We start from the raw sequence: 22,469 nt of genomic DNA on the forward strand, positions 1-22,469 counted from the left end.
GAACCAGACCGATGACCGCCAAGCAGCCCAATCTCTTCACCCGCCACGACACGTTCTTCGGCGTCTGCGAAGGTCTCGGCCAGGATCTGGGGATCAACCCCAATATCCTGCGGATCGGCTTCGGCGTGTCGCTGCTGTTCGCGCCGAAGATGGTGCTGGCGGTCTATTTCGCCGCGGGCCTGATCGTGATGGCGACGCGCTTCTTCTTGCCCGTCCACAAGCGCGCCAAGACCGCGGTCGTCGAGACCAAGGCGGTCGAGGCGGTTGCGCAGAAGGACGAGGCCGAGGCGATCGATTACGCGATCGCGGCGTAAGGGCGGCCTTCCCTACCTCGTCGCCCCGGCCTTGTGCCGGGGTCCATGGCTGCTTCCACAAGAACCACCGTCGAGGTCGGCACATGTGGCCTTTCACCGGTCGCCAGATATTCGACACCGGCATGTGACGCACCAGCCATGGACCCCGGCACAAGGCCCGGGGCGACGGGAGGGGACTGGTGCATCCTACACCCCCCGCATTTTTGCGCCCCGCCCCCGCTCGACAAATCGCAGGCGACCACCCATCTTCGCGGAAGATGGAGAACGCCATGAGCCAATATCGCAAGACCGACGAAGCCGTCGCCGCGCTGACGCCAGAACAATATCACGTCACCCAGCAGGCCGGGACCGAGCGTCCGGGCACGGGTGCGCTGCTCTACAACAAGGACCCCGGGGTCTATGTCGACATCGTGTCGGGCGAGCCTTTGTTCGCCTCGGCCGACAAATATGAATCGGGCTGCGGCTGGCCGAGCTTCACCAAGCCGATCGAGCCCGCCAATGTCGCCGAACTGCGCGACGGATCGCACGGGATGATCCGCACCGAGGTACGCTCGGCGCATGGCGACAGCCATCTCGGCCATGTCTTCCCCGATGGGCCGCGCGACCGCGGGGGCCTGCGCTATTGCATCAATTCGGCGTCGCTGCGCTTCGTGCACCGCGACGACATGGAGGCCCAGGGCTATGGGGCCTATATCGATCAGGTGGAGGGCGTGGCATGAGCGAAGAAACCGCAATCCTGGCCGGCGGCTGCTTCTGGGGCGTGCAGGAACTGGTGCGCCGCCAGCCCGGGGTGATCTCGACCCGGGTCGGCTATAGCGGCGGCGACGTGCCGAACGCGACCTATCGCAACCATGGCACCCATGCCGAGGCGATCGAGATCGTCTTCGACCCGGCGCAGACCAGCTATCGCGCGATCCTCGAATTCTTCTTCCAGATCCACGACCCGACCACGGTCAACCGCCAGGGCAACGATATCGGCATGAGCTATCGCTCGGCGATCTATTATACCAGCGACGAGCAGAAGCGGGTCGCCGAGGACACGATCGCCGACGTGAACGCGTCGGGGATCTGGCCGGGCAAGGTGGTGACCGAGGTCAAGCCCGCGGGCGATTTCTGGGAAGCCGAACCCGAGCATCAGGATTATCTGCAGCGTATCCCCAACGGCTATACCTGCCATTTCGTCCGCCCCGGCTGGAAGCTGCCGCACCGCGCCGACGCCGCCTGATTATGACCGGACCGGCCCCGTCGCCATCGGCGAACTGGCCGGTCCGGATCGCGCGCGGTGTGCTGGCGGCGGTCTATGGCGCCGCCGGCGTCCTGCACCTGGCGATCCCGCATGTCTTCGAGCGGATCGTTCCCTTCTGGGTGCCGCAGCCGCATCTGACCGTGCTGGCGACCGGGATCTGCGAGATCTTCGGTGCCGCCGGGCTGCTGATCCCGCGCACCCGGCGGCTCGCCGGGATCATGCTCGCGCTCTATGCGCTGTGCGTGTTTCCCGCGAACATCAAACAGGCGATCGACGATCTGTCGGCGGGCACCGGCCTGAGCCTGTGGTATCACGCCCCGCGGATGGTCGCGCAGCCGCTGATCATCTGGTGGGCGCTGATCGCCGGCGAGGTGACGCGCTGGCCGTTTCGGGTGGCTCGGCCGACAAGGCACTGACCGCCCGCCAGTCGTCGCGCTCCTCGGGCGCGACATAGTCGGCCGCCTCGGGATCGGTGCAGTCCGGACAGGGCATCCAGTCCTCCTGCTCGAACACTTCCTGCATATCATCGCAGCGACGGCAGCGGATCATGCCAGCGCCAGCAGCGCGAGGACGATCGTCAGCAGCATCCCGCCGAGCCATTCGCGGCGGACCGCCACCCCGAGCAGCCGGATCATCGCGCCCCCTCCCCGCCGCGGGCGGCCGCGGCGATCGCGTCGGCCACCCCGATCGTATCGGCAACGAGCGCATCGGCGATGTCGGCCGCCTCCCCCTCGTCGAAGCGCGATGCCGGGCGGCGGTGGAGCGGATGGGCGCGGTCGATCGCGGCATCGCGGCACGCGCCGATGCGGTCGTGGAGCGCGGTACGGGCATGGTCGAGCGCGAACCAGGCCTGGTTGGCCGCCTCCCCCGCCGGATCAGGCCGGCCGAAGAAGCAGCAGGCGGGCTCGAGCCGGTCGAGCAACAGCCCGAGATCGAGCCAGGCGCGGATCAACGGCGCGGCGTCGGCGGCCCAGCCATCGGCGCGGGCCTGGGCGATGGCGAGCGCCGAACGCGGCTCGGCGAAGCAGGTCGGCGCGTTCATGCGATCACCGACGTGGCCGACAGCCGGACCACCGGCGCGACCCCGGCCGGCACCCCGAACGCCTGCTCGACGACCGACGCCGGGATCATCCCGCCGCGCGACCAGGGCTGGCTTTCGAACAGGGCCGCGAGCGCCTCGCCATAGGCACGGCCGGGCTGCGCCTTCGCCTCATGATAGAGGATGGTGCGATAGGCGCGCTCGCAGTGGAAGCCGAGCCGTTTGAGATTGACCATCGTCACCGCATGGATCTGCGACCAGTCGGCCTCGACCCGGCCATGGAGGACGCGCCGCGCGGCATCGCGGCTGCACAGATCGAGCGCGTCGCCGAGCCCGAGCGCGAGGCAGTCGGCAGGAGCGAGATCGGCGGGCGGCGGCTCGGACGGGGGTGGCGGCGGAGCGGGCTTGAGCTTGGCATATTGGAGCATGGGAACCTCCTGATGGAGGTGAATTATCCTAATGTGATAATATGAGCAAGCAGATTTATCTGTTTGGGATATTTTCGAACACGCTTCGAGATTGAACTATCCATATGCGCCTGGAATTTTGATCCGGAATCGAGCGATCAGAGCGCGTGATCGGCGCGCTCAGGCGCCACCCATATCCGTCGCCCCGGCGGAGGCCGGGGCCGCCCCAGTCAAAAGCGCACCAGCTCAATATGCACAGAAGTGCCCCGCCCCGGTCATCGGTCGATGCAGGAGCCTTGGGCGGCCCCGGCCTCCGCCGGGGCGACGGCCATGGGCGGCTGGATATGGCAAAGCGAACGCCCCGCCGGCGGCGTCAGAACTCGCGGACCGCCAGGGTCACGCGGCCGATGACGATGATCGGCTCGCGGCCGAGCGGAATGACCTGGTGGACCGGGTTGGACGAGCAGGGCTCGAGCCGCGGCGGGTCGGCGAAGAACTGTTTGAAGGTCGCCTCGCCCGCCTCATTCTGCATGGAATAGAAGCGTTTGTTGAGCAGATCCTTCTGATCGGGATCGACCACGATATAGCCGCCCTCGCCCGTCACCAGGTCCATCGAGTCGCCGTCGGGGAACAATACGAAGCTGTTGACGCCGGTGCGCAGGTCGGGCGGAACCCCCTGCCAGCCGAGCGGCTCCATGATCGCCTCGCGCCATTGGCCGGCGGCGATCTGGCCGATGATCGGCAGCAGCAGGCCGCTGCGCTGAACCTTGATGATCGCCTCCTCGGGCACCTGGAGCGCCTTGGCGATCGCGATGATATAGTCGACGGTCAGCCCCATCCGCCCGGTCTCGAGCTTCGCCAGCGTGCCCGGGGTGATCGCGTCGTCCATGCGATCGACGACATCCTCGAGCTTCAGCCCTCGCTCGAGACGGAGTTCCCTGATGCGGTTCGCCGCGTAGCGCCTGCGTTCTTCAGCCATATTCCCATATAGCAGGCCGCTTTTCACAGCGTCTTATCCGATACGGATAATAATCATCTTGTTCGAATTATCCAATTGGGATAACAATCGACTCATGCAGGCCGGAAAGGTGATGCCATGAGTGACCAGAAAGACGATGCGACGCCGGTAAACCGGCCGCATAGTGGCGATGCGCCTGCGGTAAACCGCCCGCATTGCGAACATCCCGACAATTGCGCGGCGGCGTCGCCGAACACCCATTGCCGGCCCTGCACGTGCCGGGCGCTTGGGCGGTCGGCGTCGCATCGCGCGAAAGTGTCGGCCGGGGTGCGGGCGATGTTCAAGGATCCCGAGAAATCGGCGGCGCGACGCGAGGCGGCGCGGCAGAATATCCAGGGCGCCTGGCTCAAATCCTGCCGGATCAAGGGCGGGCGCACCCGGTCGGAAAAGATGCTCGGCTGGTGCCCGCTCGAATATCGCGACGAATATGGCCGGCTGCGCGGCGAGCTCGGCGCCGCCGAGGCGAAGCGGATCATCACCGACCAGATCAGGCGCGACGCCGCCCGCTATGTGGCGACCGGCGCGCTACAGCGGACCGGCATCGCATGAGCCGGGCCGCACTGATGACGTCTCCCCTGCCCGATCCCCCCACGGCGCCACTCACGGCGCCACTTACTTCGGCCGACTGCGACCTGCGCGGACTCGCCTTCATGCCGCTCGACGTCGCCCGGCTGGTCGACAGCGACATGGTCGCGCTGACCAGCGGCGAGGAGTTCAAGGCGGCGGTGATCCTGTGGTGCAAATGCTGGCTGCAGGTGCCCGCCGCCAGCCTGCCCGACGACGACCGGGTGCTCGCCCATCTGACCGGGGCGGGACCGCGCTGGGCGCGGGTCAAGGCGCAGGCGCTGCGCGGGTTCGTGCTGTGTTCGGACGGGCGTTGGTATCATCCGGTGGTCGCCGAAAAGGCGCGCGAGGCGTGGCGGCACCGCAGCAGCCAGCGCGACAAGGCCAACCGCCGCTGGGCGAAGGTCGCCGCGGCGGCCGGATCGGGGGCGGGCGAGACGGCGGTGCCCGAGGCCAAGGTTGCGCCCGGCGTCTCGACAGGCTCGACGCGAACGGATGGTGCCAGGAGCGACAACCGCGCCGCGAGTCAGGGCCAGAACCATGTCGCGCTGATGCTGACGCTGTGCGACCTCGCGGGGATGGCGCGGCCGGCGACGCCGGCGCACATCGCCGCGCAGACCGCGATCGTGCGCGGCTGGATCGAGGCGGGCTTCGATCCCGATCGCATCATCGGGCCGACGATCCGCGCGGGCGTCGCCCAGGCCGACCAGCCGACCCGGTCGCTACGCCGTTTCGACGCCGCGGTCCGCCATGAAGGTGCGCGCCAGCGCGCGAAGACCGGGGGCAAAGCCCTCGCCGCGCTGGCCTTCGACCGCAAGGGCGAGGACGAAGCGGTCGCCGGCTTCCGCCGCGCGCTGCTCGCGGGGATCGGCGAAGCGCCCTATCGGCGCTGGTTCGACGGCTGCCGGATCGCGCGCGACGGCGACATCGTCCGGCTGGTGTTCGCCAATGCGTTCCGCGCGCAGCAGGCGCCGCGTAACCATAGCGACGTCGTCGAGCGGCTGGCGGCGCAGGCGCTGGGCGCGCGGATGGTGGCGTATGATGTCGGCTGAAGTGACGGGCGACGCCGCGCTGATCGCCGAGCTGCGCGCGCACGAGGCCCGCTGGAACGGGCTGATCGACCGGCTGCGGGTGCGGCCCGGGATCGACCAGCGCCAACTCGGCATGGCCGCGGCCGAGGGCGAGAGCGCCTATATGCGCGCGCTGCGCGCGATCGCGCCGCCGCGGCGGCGGGTGACCGGCGGCGTGCCGGTGGCGGGGAATGACATCGACGATCGGCAGGCGCGACCATGGCGCGACTGACCACCGACCAAAAGTGCTTCCTGATCGATCGGATGGCCGCCTTCGATACCCCGTCCGAGGCCGCGGCCGCGTTCGAGGAGCGGTTCGGCTTTGCGATCGAGCGGCAGCAGGCGATCAAATATGATCCCGAAACGCTTTCGGGCTATGCTCTGGGCGGAGCATGGAAGATGCGCTTCGAGGAAAAGCGGCGCGCCTTCATCGAACAGGTCGAGACGATCCCGATCGCCCACCGCGCCTATCGGATGCGGCGGCTTCATGAGATGGAGCAGGCGGCGCGCGCCGAAGGCGATCGCAAGCAGGCTGCCGCGCTGATCGACCAGGCGGCAAAGGAGGTCGGGGGCGCCCCCTCGCGCGGAAGCGCCGGTGCGTCGCGCCCGGTGGCCGGTGCCGATGCGCCGTCGCCCGACCAGGCGCGCGACGCGCTGCGTCTGGCGATCTCCGCCGCGCTGGACAGGCTGCGCTGAACGATGGCGACGATCGACGACATCGTCGCGGCGATCCGCGCCCGGCCCGGCTATGAGCCTGGCCGGTTCGATCCCGCGGCGCTGGTCGCGGCGCTCGACGACCCGACGGTCGACGCGCTGCTCGCGGCGATCGCCGCCGATCGCGAGGCCACCCGCTTCGGCAGGCTCGGCCGGCTCTTTCCCGACGACGGCGCGCTCGCCCGCCACCATTACCCGCGCCATCTCGACTTCTTCCGCGCCGGTGCGCGCTATCGCGAGCGCTGTTTTCTCGCCGCGAACCGCGTCGGCAAGACCCTCGGCGCCGCCTATGAGACCAGTTGCCACCTGACCGGCCTCTATCCTTCCTGGTGGGAGGGCCGCCGCTTCGCGGCCCCGGTGCGCGCCTGGGCGGCGGGCGCCACCAACGAGACCACCCGCGACATCATCCAGGTCGAATTGCTCGGCGAGGTCGTCCATGACGCCGGCCGGCGCTGCGTCGACGGGTCGGGGCTGCTGCCGCGCGCGATGCTCGGCGATCAGAGCTGGAAGGGCGGCACCCAGAATCTGGTCGACGCGATCCAGGTCCGCCACGCCAGCGGCGGCTGGAGCCATCTCGCGCTCAAATCCTACGAACAGGGCCGCAAGGCGTTCGAGGGCACCGCGCGGGAGCTGATCTGGCTCGACGAGGAAGCCGGGGTCGACGTCTATGGCGAATGCCTGATCCGCACCGCGACGACCCGCGGATTGCTGATCCTGACCTTCACCCCGTTGAAGGGGCTGTCGGAAACGGTGTTGCAGTTTTTGCCGAACATGCGCCCGGGGGATCACTAACTATTCTTCTTCCGCCATGCTGAACTTGTTTCAGCATCCACCGTGCGACGGGGAACGTTCCCGAATATCAGAGTGGATGCTGAAACAAGTTCAGCATGACGGGATTAGCGATCCTACCCCCGCCCCAGCATCTCCGCCACGATCATCATCTCGTCGCGACTATTGTAGATGCGCGGTGAGAATCGTACCAGATCCTTAACGCCGACGGTGACAATGGAGCGCCCTCCGTCCATTTTCCGGGTTGATGTTGATCACTACCTCGTCAGATAAAATGACACGCCCATGCGCTCATACATCGGTCGCTTAGATCGATATAATTTCGGTAATAATGATTAAAATTTTTCAGCGCTATATGTCCCCAGAGCTTTTAGGCTAGAGTACAACCTTGCATAATGCGTCGCTATAAGGGGGAGACATGACGCTCATAGCAGCATTCGATTATGACGACATGCCGCCGATCCTACTCGGTGACATCCTGTTGTCGAAGATTAAAGCGGCGGAACCAGGCGACCTCGGCGTCCCTACTCCACTGGTTGGCGAGCCAAATCGCGCAATCCCGGTGGGCAAGGCACTATCGATCACGAACTTTGCGCAGAAGCTCGTGATCGTCCATCCCCACATGTGCGTCGCCTGGGCGAACGACAAAGATACCGCCATCGATTTTATCGAAGCTCTCCGCGAGATGGTCGCGGGGAAGGACGCGATTTGCCCTATTGAGATCGCGAAATGGCTTAAAAGCTGTGAAGATACGCTCCGGCCTATTAACTATATTGTCTGTATCCGTTGCGACGACGGAGCCTTCGAGCTGCTCTCCGACCTCCTTGATAGAGGAAAAGCTAAATCGCACCCGAGGTATGTGGGTGGTAGCGGCGAAAAGCACCTATTAGATGCTGCCGACCGGATAACAGATCAGGACGTGCCCGATGGGATGGACCCTTACGTCTATCTATCCGGCCGGGCCTTTGATCTAGCAGGTGATGCAATTTCATCCCAAAAACTCATGGGCGAAGGGATTTCGGAGGGATGGGGCGGAGGCTTCGAAATCGCATTCTTCGACGGACAGCAATTTCAAAAGCTGCCATATCTAACTATTTATTGGCATATTCGAAGCTGCATCGGTGGATTTGAACTTCACGTAGCTGACACATCTGCAATGCCTATTAGTTACCAGTTTTACCCTGATGAAGATACGTATGTTGTGAACAAATATGTAGGGAGAAAGCATACTGAGCTCTTCGTTGTCACACCGCCTGGTGGATCAGAAGAGCCTCGTTATGCGCTCCCCTCGCGGGTGAAGGGAAATTACTCGCTCAACGTCGTCCATAGCCCGATCGGCGTCATGACCTATACCGAAGTCCGAGCTGAAGGGTTCGAGGATATCGAATTCGAGATCGGCGATCAGTTTAAGGTCAGGCACCGCGCCGGCTTTTTCAAACGCTTCGTCGAGGCAATCGAAAAGCATATGAGACCTATCCAATCTATCCATTTATGGACCGGGCGCTTCGAATATCCGCTGTATAGGGTGGATGCATCAGGCCATCGCGAGATGCTCTAACGCGAGATCGAGCAGTTCGCCCGGATCGGTCGCCCCGAACCCAAGCAGTTCGCGCTTCCATAGCTCACGATCGTCGGCGCCGGATTCGAGGTTGCGCGCGATTCGATCTAAATCCACCACACCAGCAGCGGCTGGAGCCATCTCGCGCTCAAATCCTATGAGCAGGGCCGCAAGGCGTTCGATGGATGCTGAAACAAGTTCAGCATGACGGGATTAGCAATCCTACCCCCGACCCAGCATCTCCGCGACGAACAGCATCTCGTCGCGCTCATTGTAGATATGCGGCGAGAAGCGGATCAGGTCCTGGCCGCCGGCGGTGGCGAAGGCGGTGGCGATCCGGCCCTGTTCCCATAGCCGCCGGCGCAGCGCGGCGACATCCCGGCCGGGAAAGGCGATCGTCATCACCGGCCCCGCCAGCGCGGGATGATCGCTGCTGACCGGCTTCGCCCCCTTCACCCCCGCGAGGATGGCGCGCATCTCCGCCGCCTTGGCCCGGACCTGCGCCTCGATCGCCGCCTCGCCGAGCCCGTCGAGCACATCGAGGGTGGCGTCGATCGCGCCGAGCTTGGGGTCGTCGCGCTGGCCGAGGATCTCGTAGCGCTGCGCGGTCGCCATGTTGCGCGGGTCGGTGAGCCAATAGCCATGGCTGAGCATCGTCGGGGCGAGCTCGTCCATGCGGTCGCCGCGCACGTAAAGAACGCCGCCTTCGAGCGGGCCCATCAGCCATTTATGGGTGCTCCCCGCAAAACTGTCGCAGCCGAGCGCGGCAAGGTCGAGCTTCATCCAGCCGAAGCTCTGGGCGCCGTCGACATGGAACCAGGCGCGGTTGCGGCGGGCGATCTCGGCGATCGCCGCCACCGGATAGACCAGCCCGGTGACGTTGGTGATGTGCGATACGAAAATCGCGCGGGTGCGCGGGGTGATCGCCGCGGCGAAGGCGTCAGCGACCGCCTGCGGCGAGGCCGCCGCGACCGGGGTCGGCAGGATCTTCAGCACCAGCCCGTCGCGCTTCGCGCGCAGCTTCCAGCTGTCCAAAGTCGACTGGTGGTTATGCTCGGTGACGATCACCTCGTCACCGGCTTTCAGATCGAGCCCGAGCACCGCGACGGTGTTCGCCTCGCTGGCGTTGCGGACCAGCGCGATCTCCTGCGCGGTAACGCCGAGCCGCTTTCCCAGCCGGGCGCGAAGATGGTCGGCCAGCACCGGGAATTTCTCGCGATATTCGCGCGATGGATTGGCCTGGAACGCCAAGGTGCCGCGATGCTGGGCATCGACGGTGCTGCGAAAGGCCGGCGCGATATTGGCGGCGTTGAAATAGCGGATGCCGGAGTCGAGCAGCAGTTGCGCGCGGATGCCATCGCCCGATGATGCCGCCGCAGCCAGCGTGGGCACCGCCAGCGAAGTCGCGAGCGCGGTCTGCAGCAGGCCACGACGCGAGACGGGGAGCGCGTCGCTCATCGCGCGAAGGCCTCGTCCATCCACTCGCCTTCGCCCCCGATCGGATCGCCGGGCGGGATGTCGATCGTGCGCGGGCGTTCGGCGAGCAGCTTGTCGAATTGCTGCGGATCGAGGAGTTGGCGCGACAGGCTCTGCGCCCAGGCGTCGCCGCGGCGTTTGGCGAGGGTTTCGGCGATGCCGTGGACGCGGTCGGACAGGATCGCCGCGACCTCGGGGGCGGTGTCGCCGCGACGCGCGGTCTGCGCCATCATGACGATCGTGCGATAGGAGATACGACGGGTGAGCGCATCGCCGCGCTCGGGGATGGTCGCGGCGACCAGCCGGTCGAGCAGCTCGGCGAGGCCGAGCGCCTGCGGGTCGGTCGCGTGCTGGATTTCGACCCGGGCGAGCCGCGATGGCGCGAGCAGCGCCCCCAGCGTGATCTCGGCGGCGGCATCGGCGGCGACCAGCGGGTCGAACACCGGGCCGCCGGCGGTGCCGAACAGCTCGATATCGAACTGGCGGTTGTCGCTGCCGTTGCGCGCCGCCGACAGTAAGGGCAGCAGCGTCGGCGGCACCCGCAGCTGATCGGGGGCGAGGGTTTCGAGCAGCGCCGCCAGCGCGGCGCGCTGTGCCGCGGGCGGTGCCGGCATCGCCGCCTCCCGCCCGCCGCCGCCGACCGCATAGGCGAAATCGACCCCGCCGACCGTCTTGGCCGCCGACACCAGCTGATAGCGGTGGAGCAGCCAGATCGGCACGAAGCGGCGGCGCAGATTGGCGACCGGTTCGCCGGGGCTGAGCATCGCCAGCCCGAAGCGGTCGATCGCCGCGCGGCGCACCGCCATCAGCCGGACCAGTTCGGCGGCGGGATCGGCGCCGTCGTCCCACAGCCCACCCCAGGGCTGGGCGGTGTCGGGACGCCGGGCATTGTCGTCCTGGACGAAGCGCAGGCCCGCGGCGACGGTGGCGGCCGCCTTGGCATCGACCGCCGGCTGGCCACCGGCGGGTTCGCCATAGAGCCAGTCGACCGTCGCCATGTCCCAGCGGCCGATGCCGCGGCCATAGGCGTCGCCGAGGTCGGGCTTGCCGTCGACCAGGCCGATGCGCGGCGCGGGATAGTCCATCACCGATCCGCGATCCTGGGTGCTCGCCGCGAAATTATGCGCGAAGCCGAGCGAATGGCCGACCTCGTGCGCGCCGAGCTGCCGCAGCCGGGCGAGCGCGACCTGGATCGGGTCGTTGGGGCCGCCCTGCCCGGTGGTCGCGGTGCCGACCAGCCCCTGGAAGATCTGGATGTCCTGGCGCGCGCGTTCGGAGCCCAGCACCACCATACCCTTGACGATCTCGCCGGTGCGCGGATCGACGATCTCCTGGCCATAGGACCAGCCGCGGGTCGCGCGGTCGACCCAGTTGACCAGATTGTAGCGGACATCGAGCGGGTCGGCGTCCTCGGGCAGCAGCTTGACCTGGAAGGCGTCGATATAGCCGGCGGCGTCGAACGCCTGCTCCCACCAGCCGATCCCCTCGATCAGCGCCGATCGGATCGGTTCGGGGGCGGCGCGATCGACATAGAAGATGATCGGTTTCTTGACGTGCGAGCGCGCGGCGCCGGGATCGGTCTTCTCGAGCCGGAAGCGGTTGGCATAGTCGCGCACCACGTCGCCGCCGAGCGGCACGCCATAATCGACCGCCTGGGTCGCGAAGCCGCCGAGCCGGACGTCGAAGATGCGCGGCACGAAGCCGGGCGCGGGCAGCCGCACGAAGCTGTGGTGGACGGTGAAGCTCACCCGGCGCGGATCGGGAGCGATGTTCGACACCTCGTCGCCGGGCTTGTCCGAGGTGAAGGTCTGGACCGCGTCGATCTCGAAATTGTCGGGGAACAGCTTGGCCGAGCCGGCGTCGGCGGCGCTGAGCTTGTCGTCGAGCTTGAAACCCTTGCCCGCGCCCTGCGCGGCGCCGCCGACGCCCATCGCATCATCCTCCTGGCCGAGCGAGCGGGCGATGCCCATCGCGTCAGCGGCAAGGAAGCCGGCGAGATCGACCACCAGGCCGCCATCGGGCAGGGTCGTGGCGATATCGCCCATCCACACCAGCGAGGTCGCGAAATCGGCGTTGCCCGCGCCCTCGGCGAGCTTCGAGGCAGGGGCGCGGAAGCGCGGATTTTCGAAGATGATCGCGACCTTCTTGCCGATCCGGCGGAAGGCGAGCATCTGGGTCTCGCCGATCCGCCCGCGATCGAGGAAGGTCGGTGCCGAGCCGAGGCCGGTGCGCAGCGCGGTGGTGTAGAGATAGCGCGCCGAGACCCCGTCGGCGCCGGGCGGCGGCAGGGTGACGAGCACCCGGCCGGCATTCTTGTCGACATGGACCGGAAACAGGCCGCTGAGCGCGGTGGTGTCCTTATACGGGCTGGCGGGCGGCGCGACGGGTGCGGCGGGCTTGGCCGGATCGGCGGCCGATGCCGTAGTGGAGACCAGAGCCAGCGCGAGCGCGACCGACGACACCAGATGAAAGCGCATCATAACCCCTGTTTTCGGAATATGCGCAGGATGTGGCGAACGCGGCGGCGGGGCAAGGGGGAAGCGCGGGAGCGCCATCCAACCTCCCCGTCATGCTGATGAAAATCAGCATCCAGGGCCGCAACCTCGCGGCAAGAAGCGCAAAGGTGCGGCTCTGGATCCCAAATCAAGTTTGGGATGACGAAGAAGAAAGTAGCCCCGACGAACTCAATGCCGCGAGGGTTCGCGGTCGAGTTCGGAGAGCGCCTGGTCGAGGCCCTCGAGGGCGTGGCGGCGCTGGTCGTCGGTCAGGTCGCGCGCGGAGGCGATCGAGGCGCGGGCGGCGTTGAGCGCGGTGCGGATCGTGCGGTTGAGCTGCGGACCGCAGGTGGCGAGCGTGCCGAAATCGCTGTTGGCGGGCATCACCACGCCCTGGCGCGCGCAACTCGTCACCATCTTGGCGCGGGTGGTGGCGAGCGCATTGTCGACGATGCGCGGGATGTCGCGGGTGACCCGCGCCTGTTCGGCGAGCGCCTGCTGGCGGGCGACCGCGGCGGCGCGCATCGCATCGCGCCGGGCAGCGCTCGACGGCCCCTGCCCCTCGGCGGCGGCTTCGCGCCGGGCCTCTTCGGCCTCGCGACGGGCCTCGGCCGCGTCGCGTGCGGCCTCGGCCCGCGCCTGGGCAGCCTCGCGCTGCGCCTCGGCGCGCGCCTGGGCGGCTTCGCGCTGGCCTTCGGCACGCTCGCGGGCCGCCTCGGCCTTTGCCCGGGCGCCCTCGCGGCGCGCCTCTTCGCCCTCGCGGCGGGCCTGTTCGCTTTCACGCAGCGCCTCGCGCCGGGCGTCCTTGGCTTCGCGGCGGGCATCCGCGGCTTCGCGCTGGGCCTCGGCGACGCTCTGGCGGATCTCCTCGCGCTCGGCGGCGCTGAGCTGGCCGTGGCGGACCGTCACCACACCGTAAGGCCGGTGCGGCGGCGCGGGCGGGGCCGGCGGCGTCGGGGCCGCCATCGGCGACAGCGGCGCCGGAGGGGCCGGCGGCGCGGGCGGCGCGGGCGGATCGATCGCGGCGAGGCGCTGCGGCGGTGCCGGCGGGGTCGGGACTTCGGCCGCTGCATAAGGCGCCGTCGGCGCGCTCGGCGGGACCGCGGTGGTGCGGATCGCCGGGCCGGTCGAACGGATCGCAGGCACCGCGGGAACCGCCGGGATCGCGGGCACGGCAGGAACGGCCTGGGGCGCGACGGCTTCGGGGGCGAGCCCCGAGGCGGTCGCCATCACCCCGCCGCCGATCATCAGCGCGGCGATCGCGGCGCCGGCGAACAGCCGCAGCCGGCCATAGGGTTTGCGGGTCATCATCGAGATCCTCCTGGTCAGTTCCATCTTGGGGTCGAGCGCACAGGCGATCGCCGGCATGCGCGGCACGACCGATTTGATCAGCGCGCGACCATAAGCGGCGCGGTCGTCGGGGTCGGCGCCGACCAGCACGGTGGCGTCGCAGGCGAGTTCCTGATCGGCGCGGAAGCGGCGATAGGCGCTATGGGCAAGCGGGTTCCACCAATGGAGCGCATGGACGAGCAGCGCCGCGAGATTGGCGACGATGTCGAGCCGGCCATGGTGCGCGGCCTCATGCGCGAGCGCGAGCCGGCGTTCCTCGGGGCCGTAGCGGCTGAGGAAATCGGGGGGCAGCAGGATGCGGCGGCGCAATATGCCGATCGCGACCGGCCCCTTGACCGCCGGGCTCACCATCAGGTCGATCGGGCCGTCGGTCGGCAGATGGACCGCGCCGACCAGTGCCCGCGCCAGGAAGCGGCGATAGCTGAGCATCTGGAGCGCGAACCACAGCAAGGCGACGGCCAGCCAGAGGCCGAGGATGATCTCGCCGGCGTCGGCCCAGGTCCAGGCCAGCGCCTGCGACCCCTGCGGTGTGAACACAGCGCTCGCGGGAGCCAGCGCCTGCCCGTCGGCCGCGCCGGCGGCGTCGACCAGATCGGCGAGCGCGGCGTCGATCGGCCGGGCGGTGTCGCCGGCGGGCACCGGCGGGAACAGCGCGCTCCAGCCGGGCAGCGGCGGCAGGATCATCCGCAGCGCCGGCAACAGCCACAGCGCATAGGAAGCGCGCGCGCCGAAGGCATGGGCGACCGGCTCGCGCAGGACGAGGACGATCGCCATCAACAGGCTCGACGCGAACAGCGTCTGGATCAGCCAGCCGCTCATGGCTTGATCGCCTTGAGCAGCGCCTCGAGCTCGGCGATGTCGTCGGGGGTCAGCCCGTCGGTCGCGGCGAGATGCGCGACCAGCGGCGCCGCGCGGCCGCCGAACAGCCGGTCGACGAAGCGCCGCGCCTCGCCGCGCGCATAGGCGCCACGTTCGACGGCGGGGCGATAGAGATAGCGGCGGCCATCCTCCTCATGGACGAGCGCGCCCTTGGCGAGCAGCCGGCCCAACATCGTCTTGACGGTGCGGTCGCTCCAGCCCCGCGCGGGATCGATCCGCTCGGTGACTTCGGTGGCGCTGAGCGGTGCGTCGGCCGCCCATAGCGCCTCCATCACCACCTGTTCGCCTTCGCTTATCCGGTCCGCCATGTCCGCCCAGCTCCCTACAGCTGATTACAACTGTAGTCATGATGACGATTACAGTTGTAAACATCAATGGGGTTTCGACGAACGGCCAAGGACGGGGGACAAACGGCCTGCCCCAATCCACCCCTCCCTGAAAGGGAGGGGCAAGGGGTGGGTCGCGATGTCGGAGGCTCGACGCCCCCGACGGAGCTTCACGCGGAACAGCCGGAAGGCTCGCTTTGCTCGCCACCCACCCCTCAGTCCCCTCCCTTGCAGGGAGGGGAAGAAGGTTCAGAACCGGTAGCTGACCGTCGCCTTGGCGCCGTGGCTGGTCCAGTCCTTCGAGATCTGGCCGACATAGGAGATGCCGAAGCTGAAGGCGCCGCGATCGATGTCGACGCCGCCGTCGATCACCGCCGCCTCGCGCGGCAACAGCACGCCGACGCTGGTGAAGGCGGTGCTGCCGGGCAGGCGCGCCGAGACGTCGCCACGGATGTCGCCCCAGATCTTCTGATAGCCCACGCTGAAGCGCGGGTGGACGCCGTCCGCGAGGGTCCCGCGGACATCGAGGCCGGCGATGCCGATCCCGACCTTCTGGGTGCCGCGGGTGACCGTCAGCGAGGCGGCGCCGCCGGCATCGGTGAAGCCGTCGGTGCGGCTGCGGACATAGGCCAGTCGTGCGAACGGCGTCAGGTTGATGTCCTGCGCGGTGTAGCGATAGGCCATCTCGCCGAAGAGCTGCAGGGTGGTGCCGTCATAGCTGGTCTTCGGGGTTTCCGAGACCGTTCCCAGCGTCACCTGCCGCCGCGCATCGATATCGTGCCAGGCCAGCGTCGCGCCGAGCTTCGCCGACAGGCCATGACTGGCATAGCCGACGCCTGCGCCGACGAACTTGCTGTCGACATCGGCCGAAGCCGACCGGGCATCGACGTCGAAGTCCGAGGTCGAATAGCCCGCGAGCGCGGTCGCGGTCAGGCCGTCATGGGCGATGCCGAAGCCGGCGACGATGCCGGTGGTGTCGTCCTGGAGCCCGGCGGCGCCGAAGCTGCCCTTCGACTGGCCCCAGTCGCCGAGCGCGCTGCCCCAGACGAAGCGGCCGTCCTCGCCACGAGCGTCGAGCGCGCCGAGCGCGGCATCGCGGACGAGCCGGCCATTGTTGGTGAGCCCCGACAGCGTCGTCGCATAGAGCTCGCCCGACAGGCCGGTGAAGCCGGCGCGCGCGCCGGCCGCGCTCTGGACCAGCGCCTGTTCGTACAGGACATTGCCGATGCCGAGCGCCTGGACCGCGGTCGCGACGCTCGCCTGGTTGAAGCTCTGCGCCACGCTCGCGAAGCTGATGTCGTTGCGATAGAGGCTGAGCGTCACGCTGTTCGCGGCATAGGCCAGCCGCGGGGTGAGGAAGGCCAGGTCGGTCGTCACCGTACCGAAGGTGCCGGTCACCCCGCCCGCCGCGGTCAGGATCACATAGTCGGTGCGCGGATTATAGGTGCCGGCGGCGGCGAGCACCTGGACCTTGGCGGTCGCGGCGATCGTCGCGGCGCCGGTCGCATCGGTGCGGTCGGCCTGGCCGGCGGCATTGGCCTCGACCTGGTAGATGCTGTTGGCGGCGAAGCTCAAGGCGCCGTTGACGGCCAGCCGGCCGATCGAGTTGCCGGGGGCGAGGATCGCGCCGCTCTGCAGGGTGACCGCGCCGACGCTGCCGGTGCCGCCGAGAGTGGCGCCGCTCGCGACGGTGACCGCCGAGGTCAGCGTGCCGTTGACGTTGAGCCGGCCGGCGGCAAGGCTGGTGGTGGCGAAGCTCGACGTGCCGGTCATCGCCCAGGTCCCGGACGTGACGTTGAGCGTTTCGAAATTGACCGCGCCTGCAAAACTGCCGCCGGTGCCGCCGAGGTTGACGATATCGGTGCCGGCGCCGCCATCGACGATGCCGGTGATCACCGAACCGGTCAGCAGGTTGAGGGTGTCGTTGCCGGCGCCCATCGCGATCGCGGTGCCGTTGCCGGTGATGACACCGGAATTGGTTATCGTGTCGGCGAAGCCGCCGACCAGACTGATCGCCGCCCCGCCCAGGCCGCGAATGGTGCCGGCGTTGGTGATGGTGGTCGCACCGGCAGCCGCACCGGCCGAACCATTGTCGACAAGGATGCCGACGCCCGCACCTTCGATCAGCGCGCCGGCGCCGTTCTCGATCGTGCCGCCGCCGATCGCGATGCCTTCGGCGCTGTTCGGCGAGCCGCCCGAGTCGACCCCGGCGGCGCTCAGGCCGCGGATCGTGCCGAAGTTGCGCACGGTGCCGATCAGGTCGATGTCGACCCCGTCGCCGTCGCCATTGGTGGCGACCCCGTCCCACGCGCCGGTGATCGTGCCATAGTTGACGACGGTGCCGGTGCCGTCCGAACCGACCCCCGATCCGTTGCGGCCATTGATGGTCCCGCGGTTGGTGACGTCGACCGCGACGTCGCTGGTGATGCCGTGGCGCAGGCCCGAGATGGTGCCGGTCACAGCGTTGATCACGACCCCCGATTTGCCCTGCCAGTCGATCCCGTCATAGCTGTTGTTGGCCGCGCCGTCGGAGCGAATCAGCCCCTCGTTGGTGACGACCGCGCCCTGTCCCGGCCGGATCGCGTCCTGGCCGACCGACTGGAGCACCCCGCCGACATGGTTGTTGATGACGATCGCGACGCCCGTATTGGCGATCGCGTCGAAATCGATCGCCTGGCCGCCATTGCTGGTGCGGATCGTCCCGAAATTGTCGACGGTGACGCTGCCGCCGGTGAGGTTGGCGTTGATCCGGACGGCGTCGTCGGCCGAACTGATCACCGCGCCTGCGGCGTTGGTCAGGCTGATCGTGCGGGCATTGTTGCCGCCGGCGAGGTTGATCGCGCGGCCGGTGGCGTTGGTGCTGCTGATCGTGCCCGCGTTGGTGATCGACACGCTGGTGCCGGTGGTCGCGATCGTCGCCGACAGCGCGCTGGTCAGGGTCGCGCCCGCGGCAACGCCATAGCTGGTGCTCGACAGCGCGCCGGTGAGCGCGAGGGTGCCGCCGCTGACGGTCGTCGCGCCGGTATAGCTCTGCGCACCGACGGTGAGCGTGCCCGATCCGGTCTTGGTGACGTTGCCGGCGCCCGAGATCGTGCCGGCCAGCGTGCTGGCATTGGCCTGGTCGAAGACCAGCGCGCCGGCATTGGCGATGTTGCCGACGATCGCGCCGGTACCGATCGCGGTGGCACCGCCGGCGATCGTCACCCCGCCCGAATAGCTTTGGGTGCCGCTCAGCGTCCAGCTGCCGGCATTGACCGCGAGCGTCTCGAAATTGGTCGCGCCGGCAAACACGCCCGCGCCGCTGCCGCCGAGGGTGATCGCGTCGGTGCCGGCGCCGCCGTCGATGGTGCCGGTGATCACCGAGCCGGTGAGCAGGTTGAGGGTGTCGTTGCCGTCACCCATCGCTATCGCGCTGCCCACCCCGCGGATCGTGCCCGAGTTGGTGATGACGTCGGCATAGGCGCCGACCATCGTGATCGCGGCGCCGCCGAGCCCCTCGATGGTGCCGGCGTTGGTGATCGTCGTCGCGCCATAGCCGGCGCCGCCCGCGCCATCGTCGATCAAGATGCCGGTGGCGCCGCCGCTGATCAGTGCGCCGGCGCGGTTGTCGATGCTGCCGCCGCCCATCGCGATGCCTTCGGCGCCGTTGGGACGGCCGCCCGAATCCACCCCCGCGGCGCTGATGCCGCGGATCGTGCCCGTATTGACGATCGTGCCGATGAAATCGATGTCGACCCCGTCGCCGTCGCCATTGGTCGCGACCCCGTCCCAGGCGCCGGTGATCGTCCCGCTGTTGGTGACGGTGCCGTTGCCGTCGGAGCCGACCCCCGATCCGTTGCGGCCATTGATGATGCCGGCGTTGGTGACGGTCAGGTCGACATCGCTGGTGATGCCGTGGCGCAAGCCCGAAATGGTGCCGGTCACGAGGTTGTTGACCGTCGCGCTGTGGCCCTGCATGTCGATGCCGTCATAGCTGTTGTTGGGCGCGCCGTCCGAATAGATCAGCCCGGCATTGTTGATCACCGCACCCTGGCCCGACCGGATCGCGTCCTGGCCGAACGAGCGCAGCTCGGCGCCGGCGGCATTGTTGATGGTGATGCTGGCGCCGGTCGAGGCGATCGCGTCGAAATCGATCGCCTGGCCGCCATTGGTGGTGCGGATGATCCCGCGATTGTCGACCAGGATCGTCCCTGCGGTGACGTCGAGGTTGATGCGGAAGGCATCGTCGGCGGACTCGATCAGCGCGCCGGCGGCGTTGGTCAGGGTGATGCTGCGCGGATTGGCCGACCCCGACGCGTTGATCGCGCGGCCGGTGGCGTTGGAGGTGCGGATCGTGCCGGCATTGCTGATCACCAGCGCGGTCGAGGCGGTGCTCCAGTTGATCGCCGGGTTGGTGCTGGTCTGGAGGGTGCCGGTCGCCTGCACGGTGATCGTGTCGGTGCCGCCGACGGTCTTCTGCGCGGTGTCGGTGGCGCCCGCGGCGACGACATAGTCGGTCGCGAACGCCGGCGTCGCCGACGCGATCGCCGCGACCGAACACAGTGCGAGTACCGTACGGCTCGCTTCGAGCATGATGCGCATTGCTATCCCCCTTATGATTCAAGGGGCTTCCGGTAGGCGAGAGATTTGAAGCTTATGTGACAGCAAGCTATTCCGTCGCCCCGGCGGAGGCCGGGGCCGCCCAAGGCTTATGCGTACCGTTCCATCTTGGGCGGCCCCGGCCTCCGCCGGGGCGACGTCAAACTCTATCCCATCACCGCCCGCGGCTCGAGGAAGGCCTCCAGCCCGAACACGCCGTTCTCGCGGCCGATGCCCGATTGCTTGAAGCCGCCGAACGGGGCGAGATTTTCCATCGGGGCGTTGTTGATGATCACCCGGCCCGCGACCAGCCGGTCGGCGACCGCACGGGCGCGGGCGGGATCGGACGAGGCGACATAGGCGTGGAGGCCGTAATCGGTGTCGTTGGCGATCGCGATCGCCTGCTCGTCGCCGTCATAGGCGATGATCGACAGCACCGGCCCGAAAATCTCCTCGCGGGCGATCCGCATAGCGTTGGTGACCCCGGTGAAGATCGTCGGCCGCACGAACCAGCCTTCGGCCTCGCCCTCGGGCAAGCCATCGGGTCGGCCCTCGCCGCCCGCGAGCAGGGTCGCGCCCTCCTCCTGGCCGAGCCGGATATAGGACTGGACCCGCTGCCACTGGCGCGCGCTCACCATCGGGCCGATCGTGGTCGCCGGATCGCGCGGATCGCCCGATTTGATATCGGCGACCGCGGCCTTGATCGCCGCCTCGAATTCGGCGAGCCGCGACGCCGGCACCAGCAGCCGCGTGCCCGCGAGACAGGCCTGGCCGCTGTTCATATAGCCGGCCTGGAGCGCGAACGGCACGGCCTCGGCGAAGTCGGCATCGTCGAGGATGATCATCGGCGACTTGCCGCCCAGTTCGAGCGTCACCCGCTTGAAGCTCTCGGCCGCCGCGCGCAGGATCGCCTTGCCGGTGCCGGTCGATCCGGTGAAGCTGATCTTGGCGATGTCGGGATGCGCACTCAGTTCGGCGCCGACCACGTCGCCGCGGCCGTTGACGATGTTGACGATCCCGGCGGGCAGGTCGGCAGCGGCGAGCGCCGCGATCACGACGCTGGTCTGCAACGCGCTCATCTCGCTCGGCTTGATCACGCAGGTCGATCCGCTGGCGATCGCCATCGCCAGCTTGCCGCAGATGAAGCCGGCATTGCTGTTCCAGGGCGTGATCACCCCGACCACCCCCATCGGCTCCATCGTCACCCGCGCGGTGCCGATCGTCCGCTGGAATGCATAGCTCTCGAGAGTGCTCGCAGCGTCGAGCAGCACGCTTTTGCCATGATCGACCATCCATGTCGCGCGCTCGGTCGGCGCACCATATTCCTCGACAACCGCCGCCAGCAGTTCGGCGTCGCGCGCGGCGAGCGCGTCGTGGATGCGGTGGAGGATCGCGATCCGTTCGGCCTTGCTGCTGCGCGAGAAGGCCGGGAAGGCGCGCTTCGCCGCGGCGATCGCGGCCCGGGTGTCGATCTCGTCGCCGAGCCGGACCTGGCCGATCACCGCGCCGGTCGCGGGATTGTGGAGGTCGAACAGCTCGGCGCCGTGCGGGACGACCAGCGCGCCGTCGATATAGCTTTGCTCGATCAGATACATGATGCTCTCCGAATATCGGTACGGCCCGCTATCTAGGTGGCTGGGATTGGATCGATAAGCCGTATAAACCAGCATGAAGTGATGCAGGATTTCGTACAATGATCCGGACGCATACCGAATATGACGCGGTACTCGCGGTCGCGCGGCTCGGCAGCTTCCGCGCCGCGGCGATCGAGCTCGGCATGTCGCCCTCCGCGCTCAGCCATGCGATCGCCGCGTTCGAGGCGCGGCTCGGGGTCAGGCTGTTCAACCGCACCACCCGCAGCGTGTCGCCGACCGACGCGGGCGCCCAGTTCATCGCCCGCATCGCCCCGGCTTTGGGCATGATCGGCGAGGCGATCGCGGCGATCGACAGCCAGCGCGAGACCCCGGCGGGCACGTTGCGGATCAACACCTCGGCGGGCGCGGCCCGGATGATCCTGACCCCGATCATCCTCGACTATCTGCGGCTCTACCCGGAGATGAACGTCGTGCTGGTGACCGAGGGGCGGCTGGTCGACGTCGTCGGCCAGGGTTTCGACGCCGGCATCCGCATCGCCGAAGCGGTGCCGCAGGACATGATCGCGGTGCCGATCGGCGGCGACCAGCGCATGGTGGTGGTCGGATCGCCCGCATATTTCGCCGAGCATCCGCGCCCGCAGGCGCCCGAGGATTTGATGGCGCATCGCTGCATCCGCGCGCGGATGGCGAGCGGGCAGATCTATCATTGGGAGTTCGAGAAGCGCGGCCAGGCGGTGGCGATCGACGTGCCCGGCCAGCTCGTGCTCGACGAATGGACGCTGATGCTCGAGGCGGTGCTCGTCGGCGCCGGGCTCGGCTTCCTCAGCGCCTGGTCGGTCGCGCCGCATCTGGCGAGCGGGCGGCTGGTCGCAGCACTCGAGGACTGGACCCCGCCTTATCCCGGCCTGTGCCTCTATTATCCCGGCCGCCGCCATGTCCCCGCCGGGCTGCGCGCGCTGATCGACCTGATCCGCAAGCGCAATGCGCAGGGCATGCTGGCCTGACGATCGCCCAGCCGGTTGCAGCCACGGCATCGCCGCGCCATGCTGGT

Annotated in this window: 21 protein-coding genes; 11 read left to right on the forward strand and 10 right to left on the reverse strand. The window is 68.2% G+C overall.

The window, feature by feature from the left end:
• Positions 1-11: 11 nt before the first annotated feature.
• The 4 genes from AC1RM6_RS18375 to AC1RM6_RS18390 all read left to right on the forward strand — a co-directional run bounded on the left by AC1RM6_RS18375 (position 12) and on the right by AC1RM6_RS18390 (position 1,976).
• A complete protein-coding gene (locus AC1RM6_RS18375) occupies positions 12-314 on the forward strand; it encodes a PspC domain-containing protein (RefSeq protein WP_493103812.1) in 303 nt (100 codons plus the stop codon).
• A gap of 269 nt (positions 315-583) precedes the next feature.
• Positions 584-1,033 (forward strand): peptide-methionine (R)-S-oxide reductase MsrB, encoded by a 450-nt coding sequence (gene msrB / locus AC1RM6_RS18380; RefSeq protein WP_493103814.1) that lies wholly within the window; start codon positions 584-586, stop codon positions 1,031-1,033.
• A complete protein-coding gene (msrA, locus tag AC1RM6_RS18385) occupies positions 1,030-1,539 on the forward strand; it encodes a peptide-methionine (S)-S-oxide reductase MsrA (RefSeq protein WP_493103816.1) in 510 nt (169 codons plus the stop codon). Before msrB ends, msrA begins: the two co-directional genes overlap by 4 nt.
• A 2-nt stretch (positions 1,540-1,541) precedes the next feature.
• Entirely contained in the window at positions 1,542-1,976 is a 435-nt protein-coding gene (locus AC1RM6_RS18390; protein ID WP_493103817.1) for a DoxX family protein, read from the forward strand.
• A 215-nt stretch (positions 1,977-2,191) separates the two neighbouring features.
• Here AC1RM6_RS18390 and AC1RM6_RS18395 read toward each other — a convergent pair whose 3' ends face one another.
• The 3 genes from AC1RM6_RS18395 to AC1RM6_RS18405 all read right to left on the reverse strand — a co-directional run bounded on the left by AC1RM6_RS18395 (position 2,192) and on the right by AC1RM6_RS18405 (position 3,985).
• On the reverse strand, positions 2,192-2,602 hold the full coding sequence (locus tag AC1RM6_RS18395; RefSeq protein WP_493103819.1) for a hypothetical protein: 411 nt from the start codon (positions 2,600-2,602) through the stop codon (positions 2,192-2,194).
• Entirely contained in the window at positions 2,599-3,027 is a 429-nt protein-coding gene (locus AC1RM6_RS18400; protein WP_493103822.1) for a hypothetical protein, read from the reverse strand. Before AC1RM6_RS18400 ends, AC1RM6_RS18395 begins: the two co-directional genes overlap by 4 nt.
• Positions 3,028-3,379: 352 nt before the next feature.
• The gene (locus AC1RM6_RS18405) at positions 3,380-3,985 is read right to left on the reverse strand and encodes a helix-turn-helix domain-containing protein (protein WP_493103824.1); all 606 of its coding nucleotides are present in this window, start codon (positions 3,983-3,985) and stop codon (positions 3,380-3,382) included.
• Positions 3,986-4,102: 117 nt separating this feature from the next.
• On the opposite strand from AC1RM6_RS18405, the gene AC1RM6_RS18410 reads away from it, so the two are divergent.
• The 6 genes from AC1RM6_RS18410 to AC1RM6_RS18435 all read left to right on the forward strand — a co-directional run bounded on the left by AC1RM6_RS18410 (position 4,103) and on the right by AC1RM6_RS18435 (position 8,719).
• Entirely contained in the window at positions 4,103-4,573 is a 471-nt protein-coding gene (locus tag AC1RM6_RS18410) for a hypothetical protein (RefSeq protein WP_493103825.1), read from the forward strand.
• Between the two features lie 14 nt (positions 4,574-4,587).
• A complete protein-coding gene (locus AC1RM6_RS18415; RefSeq protein WP_493103827.1) occupies positions 4,588-5,640 on the forward strand; it encodes a DUF1376 domain-containing protein in 1,053 nt (350 codons plus the stop codon).
• Positions 5,627-5,890 (forward strand): hypothetical protein, encoded by a 264-nt coding sequence (locus AC1RM6_RS18420; protein ID WP_493103828.1) that lies wholly within the window; start codon positions 5,627-5,629, stop codon positions 5,888-5,890. Before AC1RM6_RS18415 ends, AC1RM6_RS18420 begins: the two co-directional genes overlap by 14 nt.
• The gene (locus tag AC1RM6_RS18425) at positions 5,878-6,354 is read left to right on the forward strand and encodes a DUF2280 domain-containing protein (protein ID WP_493103830.1); all 477 of its coding nucleotides are present in this window, start codon (positions 5,878-5,880) and stop codon (positions 6,352-6,354) included. Before AC1RM6_RS18420 ends, AC1RM6_RS18425 begins: the two co-directional genes overlap by 13 nt.
• Before the next feature lie 3 nt (positions 6,355-6,357).
• Positions 6,358-7,164 carry a terminase large subunit domain-containing protein gene (locus tag AC1RM6_RS18430; protein ID WP_493103831.1) on the forward strand — a complete coding sequence of 269 codons (807 nt, stop codon included), beginning with the start codon at positions 6,358-6,360 and terminating at the stop codon, positions 7,162-7,164.
• Positions 7,165-7,579: 415 nt separating this feature from the next.
• Entirely contained in the window at positions 7,580-8,719 is a 1,140-nt protein-coding gene (locus tag AC1RM6_RS18435; RefSeq protein ID WP_493103833.1) for a hypothetical protein, read from the forward strand.
• Here the strand turns inward: AC1RM6_RS18435 and AC1RM6_RS18440 are convergent.
• From AC1RM6_RS18440 to AC1RM6_RS18470, 7 genes are all read right to left on the reverse strand, one after another.
• Complete coding sequence (locus AC1RM6_RS18440; RefSeq protein ID WP_493103835.1) at positions 8,696-8,860, reverse strand: hypothetical protein; 165 nt, start codon at positions 8,858-8,860, stop codon at positions 8,696-8,698. The two genes, AC1RM6_RS18435 and AC1RM6_RS18440, sit on opposite strands and share 24 nt — an antisense overlap.
• A gap of 81 nt (positions 8,861-8,941) precedes the next feature.
• On the reverse strand, positions 8,942-10,177 hold the full coding sequence (locus AC1RM6_RS18445; RefSeq protein WP_493103837.1) for an aminotransferase class V-fold PLP-dependent enzyme: 1,236 nt from the start codon (positions 10,175-10,177) through the stop codon (positions 8,942-8,944).
• The gene (locus AC1RM6_RS18450; protein ID WP_493103839.1) at positions 10,174-12,672 is read right to left on the reverse strand and encodes a zinc-dependent metalloprotease; all 2,499 of its coding nucleotides are present in this window, start codon (positions 12,670-12,672) and stop codon (positions 10,174-10,176) included. Before AC1RM6_RS18450 ends, AC1RM6_RS18445 begins: the two co-directional genes overlap by 4 nt.
• Positions 12,673-12,879: 207 nt before the next feature.
• Entirely contained in the window at positions 12,880-14,859 is a 1,980-nt protein-coding gene (locus AC1RM6_RS18455) for a M56 family metallopeptidase (RefSeq protein ID WP_493103841.1), read from the reverse strand.
• Positions 14,856-15,227, reverse strand: coding sequence for a BlaI/MecI/CopY family transcriptional regulator (locus AC1RM6_RS18460; RefSeq protein WP_493103843.1), 372 nt, complete (start codon positions 15,225-15,227; stop codon positions 14,856-14,858). The genes AC1RM6_RS18455 and AC1RM6_RS18460 overlap by 4 nt, the downstream gene beginning before the upstream one ends.
• Positions 15,228-15,494: 267 nt before the next feature.
• Positions 15,495-19,826, reverse strand: coding sequence for an autotransporter domain-containing protein (locus AC1RM6_RS18465; RefSeq protein WP_493103845.1), 4,332 nt, complete (start codon positions 19,824-19,826; stop codon positions 15,495-15,497).
• 164 nt (positions 19,827-19,990) lie between these two features.
• Complete coding sequence (locus tag AC1RM6_RS18470) at positions 19,991-21,418, reverse strand: aldehyde dehydrogenase family protein (protein ID WP_493103848.1); 1,428 nt, start codon at positions 21,416-21,418, stop codon at positions 19,991-19,993.
• A 98-nt stretch (positions 21,419-21,516) separates the two neighbouring features.
• Between AC1RM6_RS18470 and AC1RM6_RS18475 the strand changes: the two genes are divergently transcribed.
• Positions 21,517-22,422: a LysR family transcriptional regulator gene (locus tag AC1RM6_RS18475; protein WP_493103851.1), complete on the forward strand. Its 906-nt coding sequence runs from the start codon at positions 21,517-21,519 to the stop codon at positions 22,420-22,422.
• Positions 22,423-22,469 lie beyond the last annotated feature (47 nt).

The organism is Rhizorhabdus sp. GW822-FHT03C02 (genome assembly GCF_058801765.1).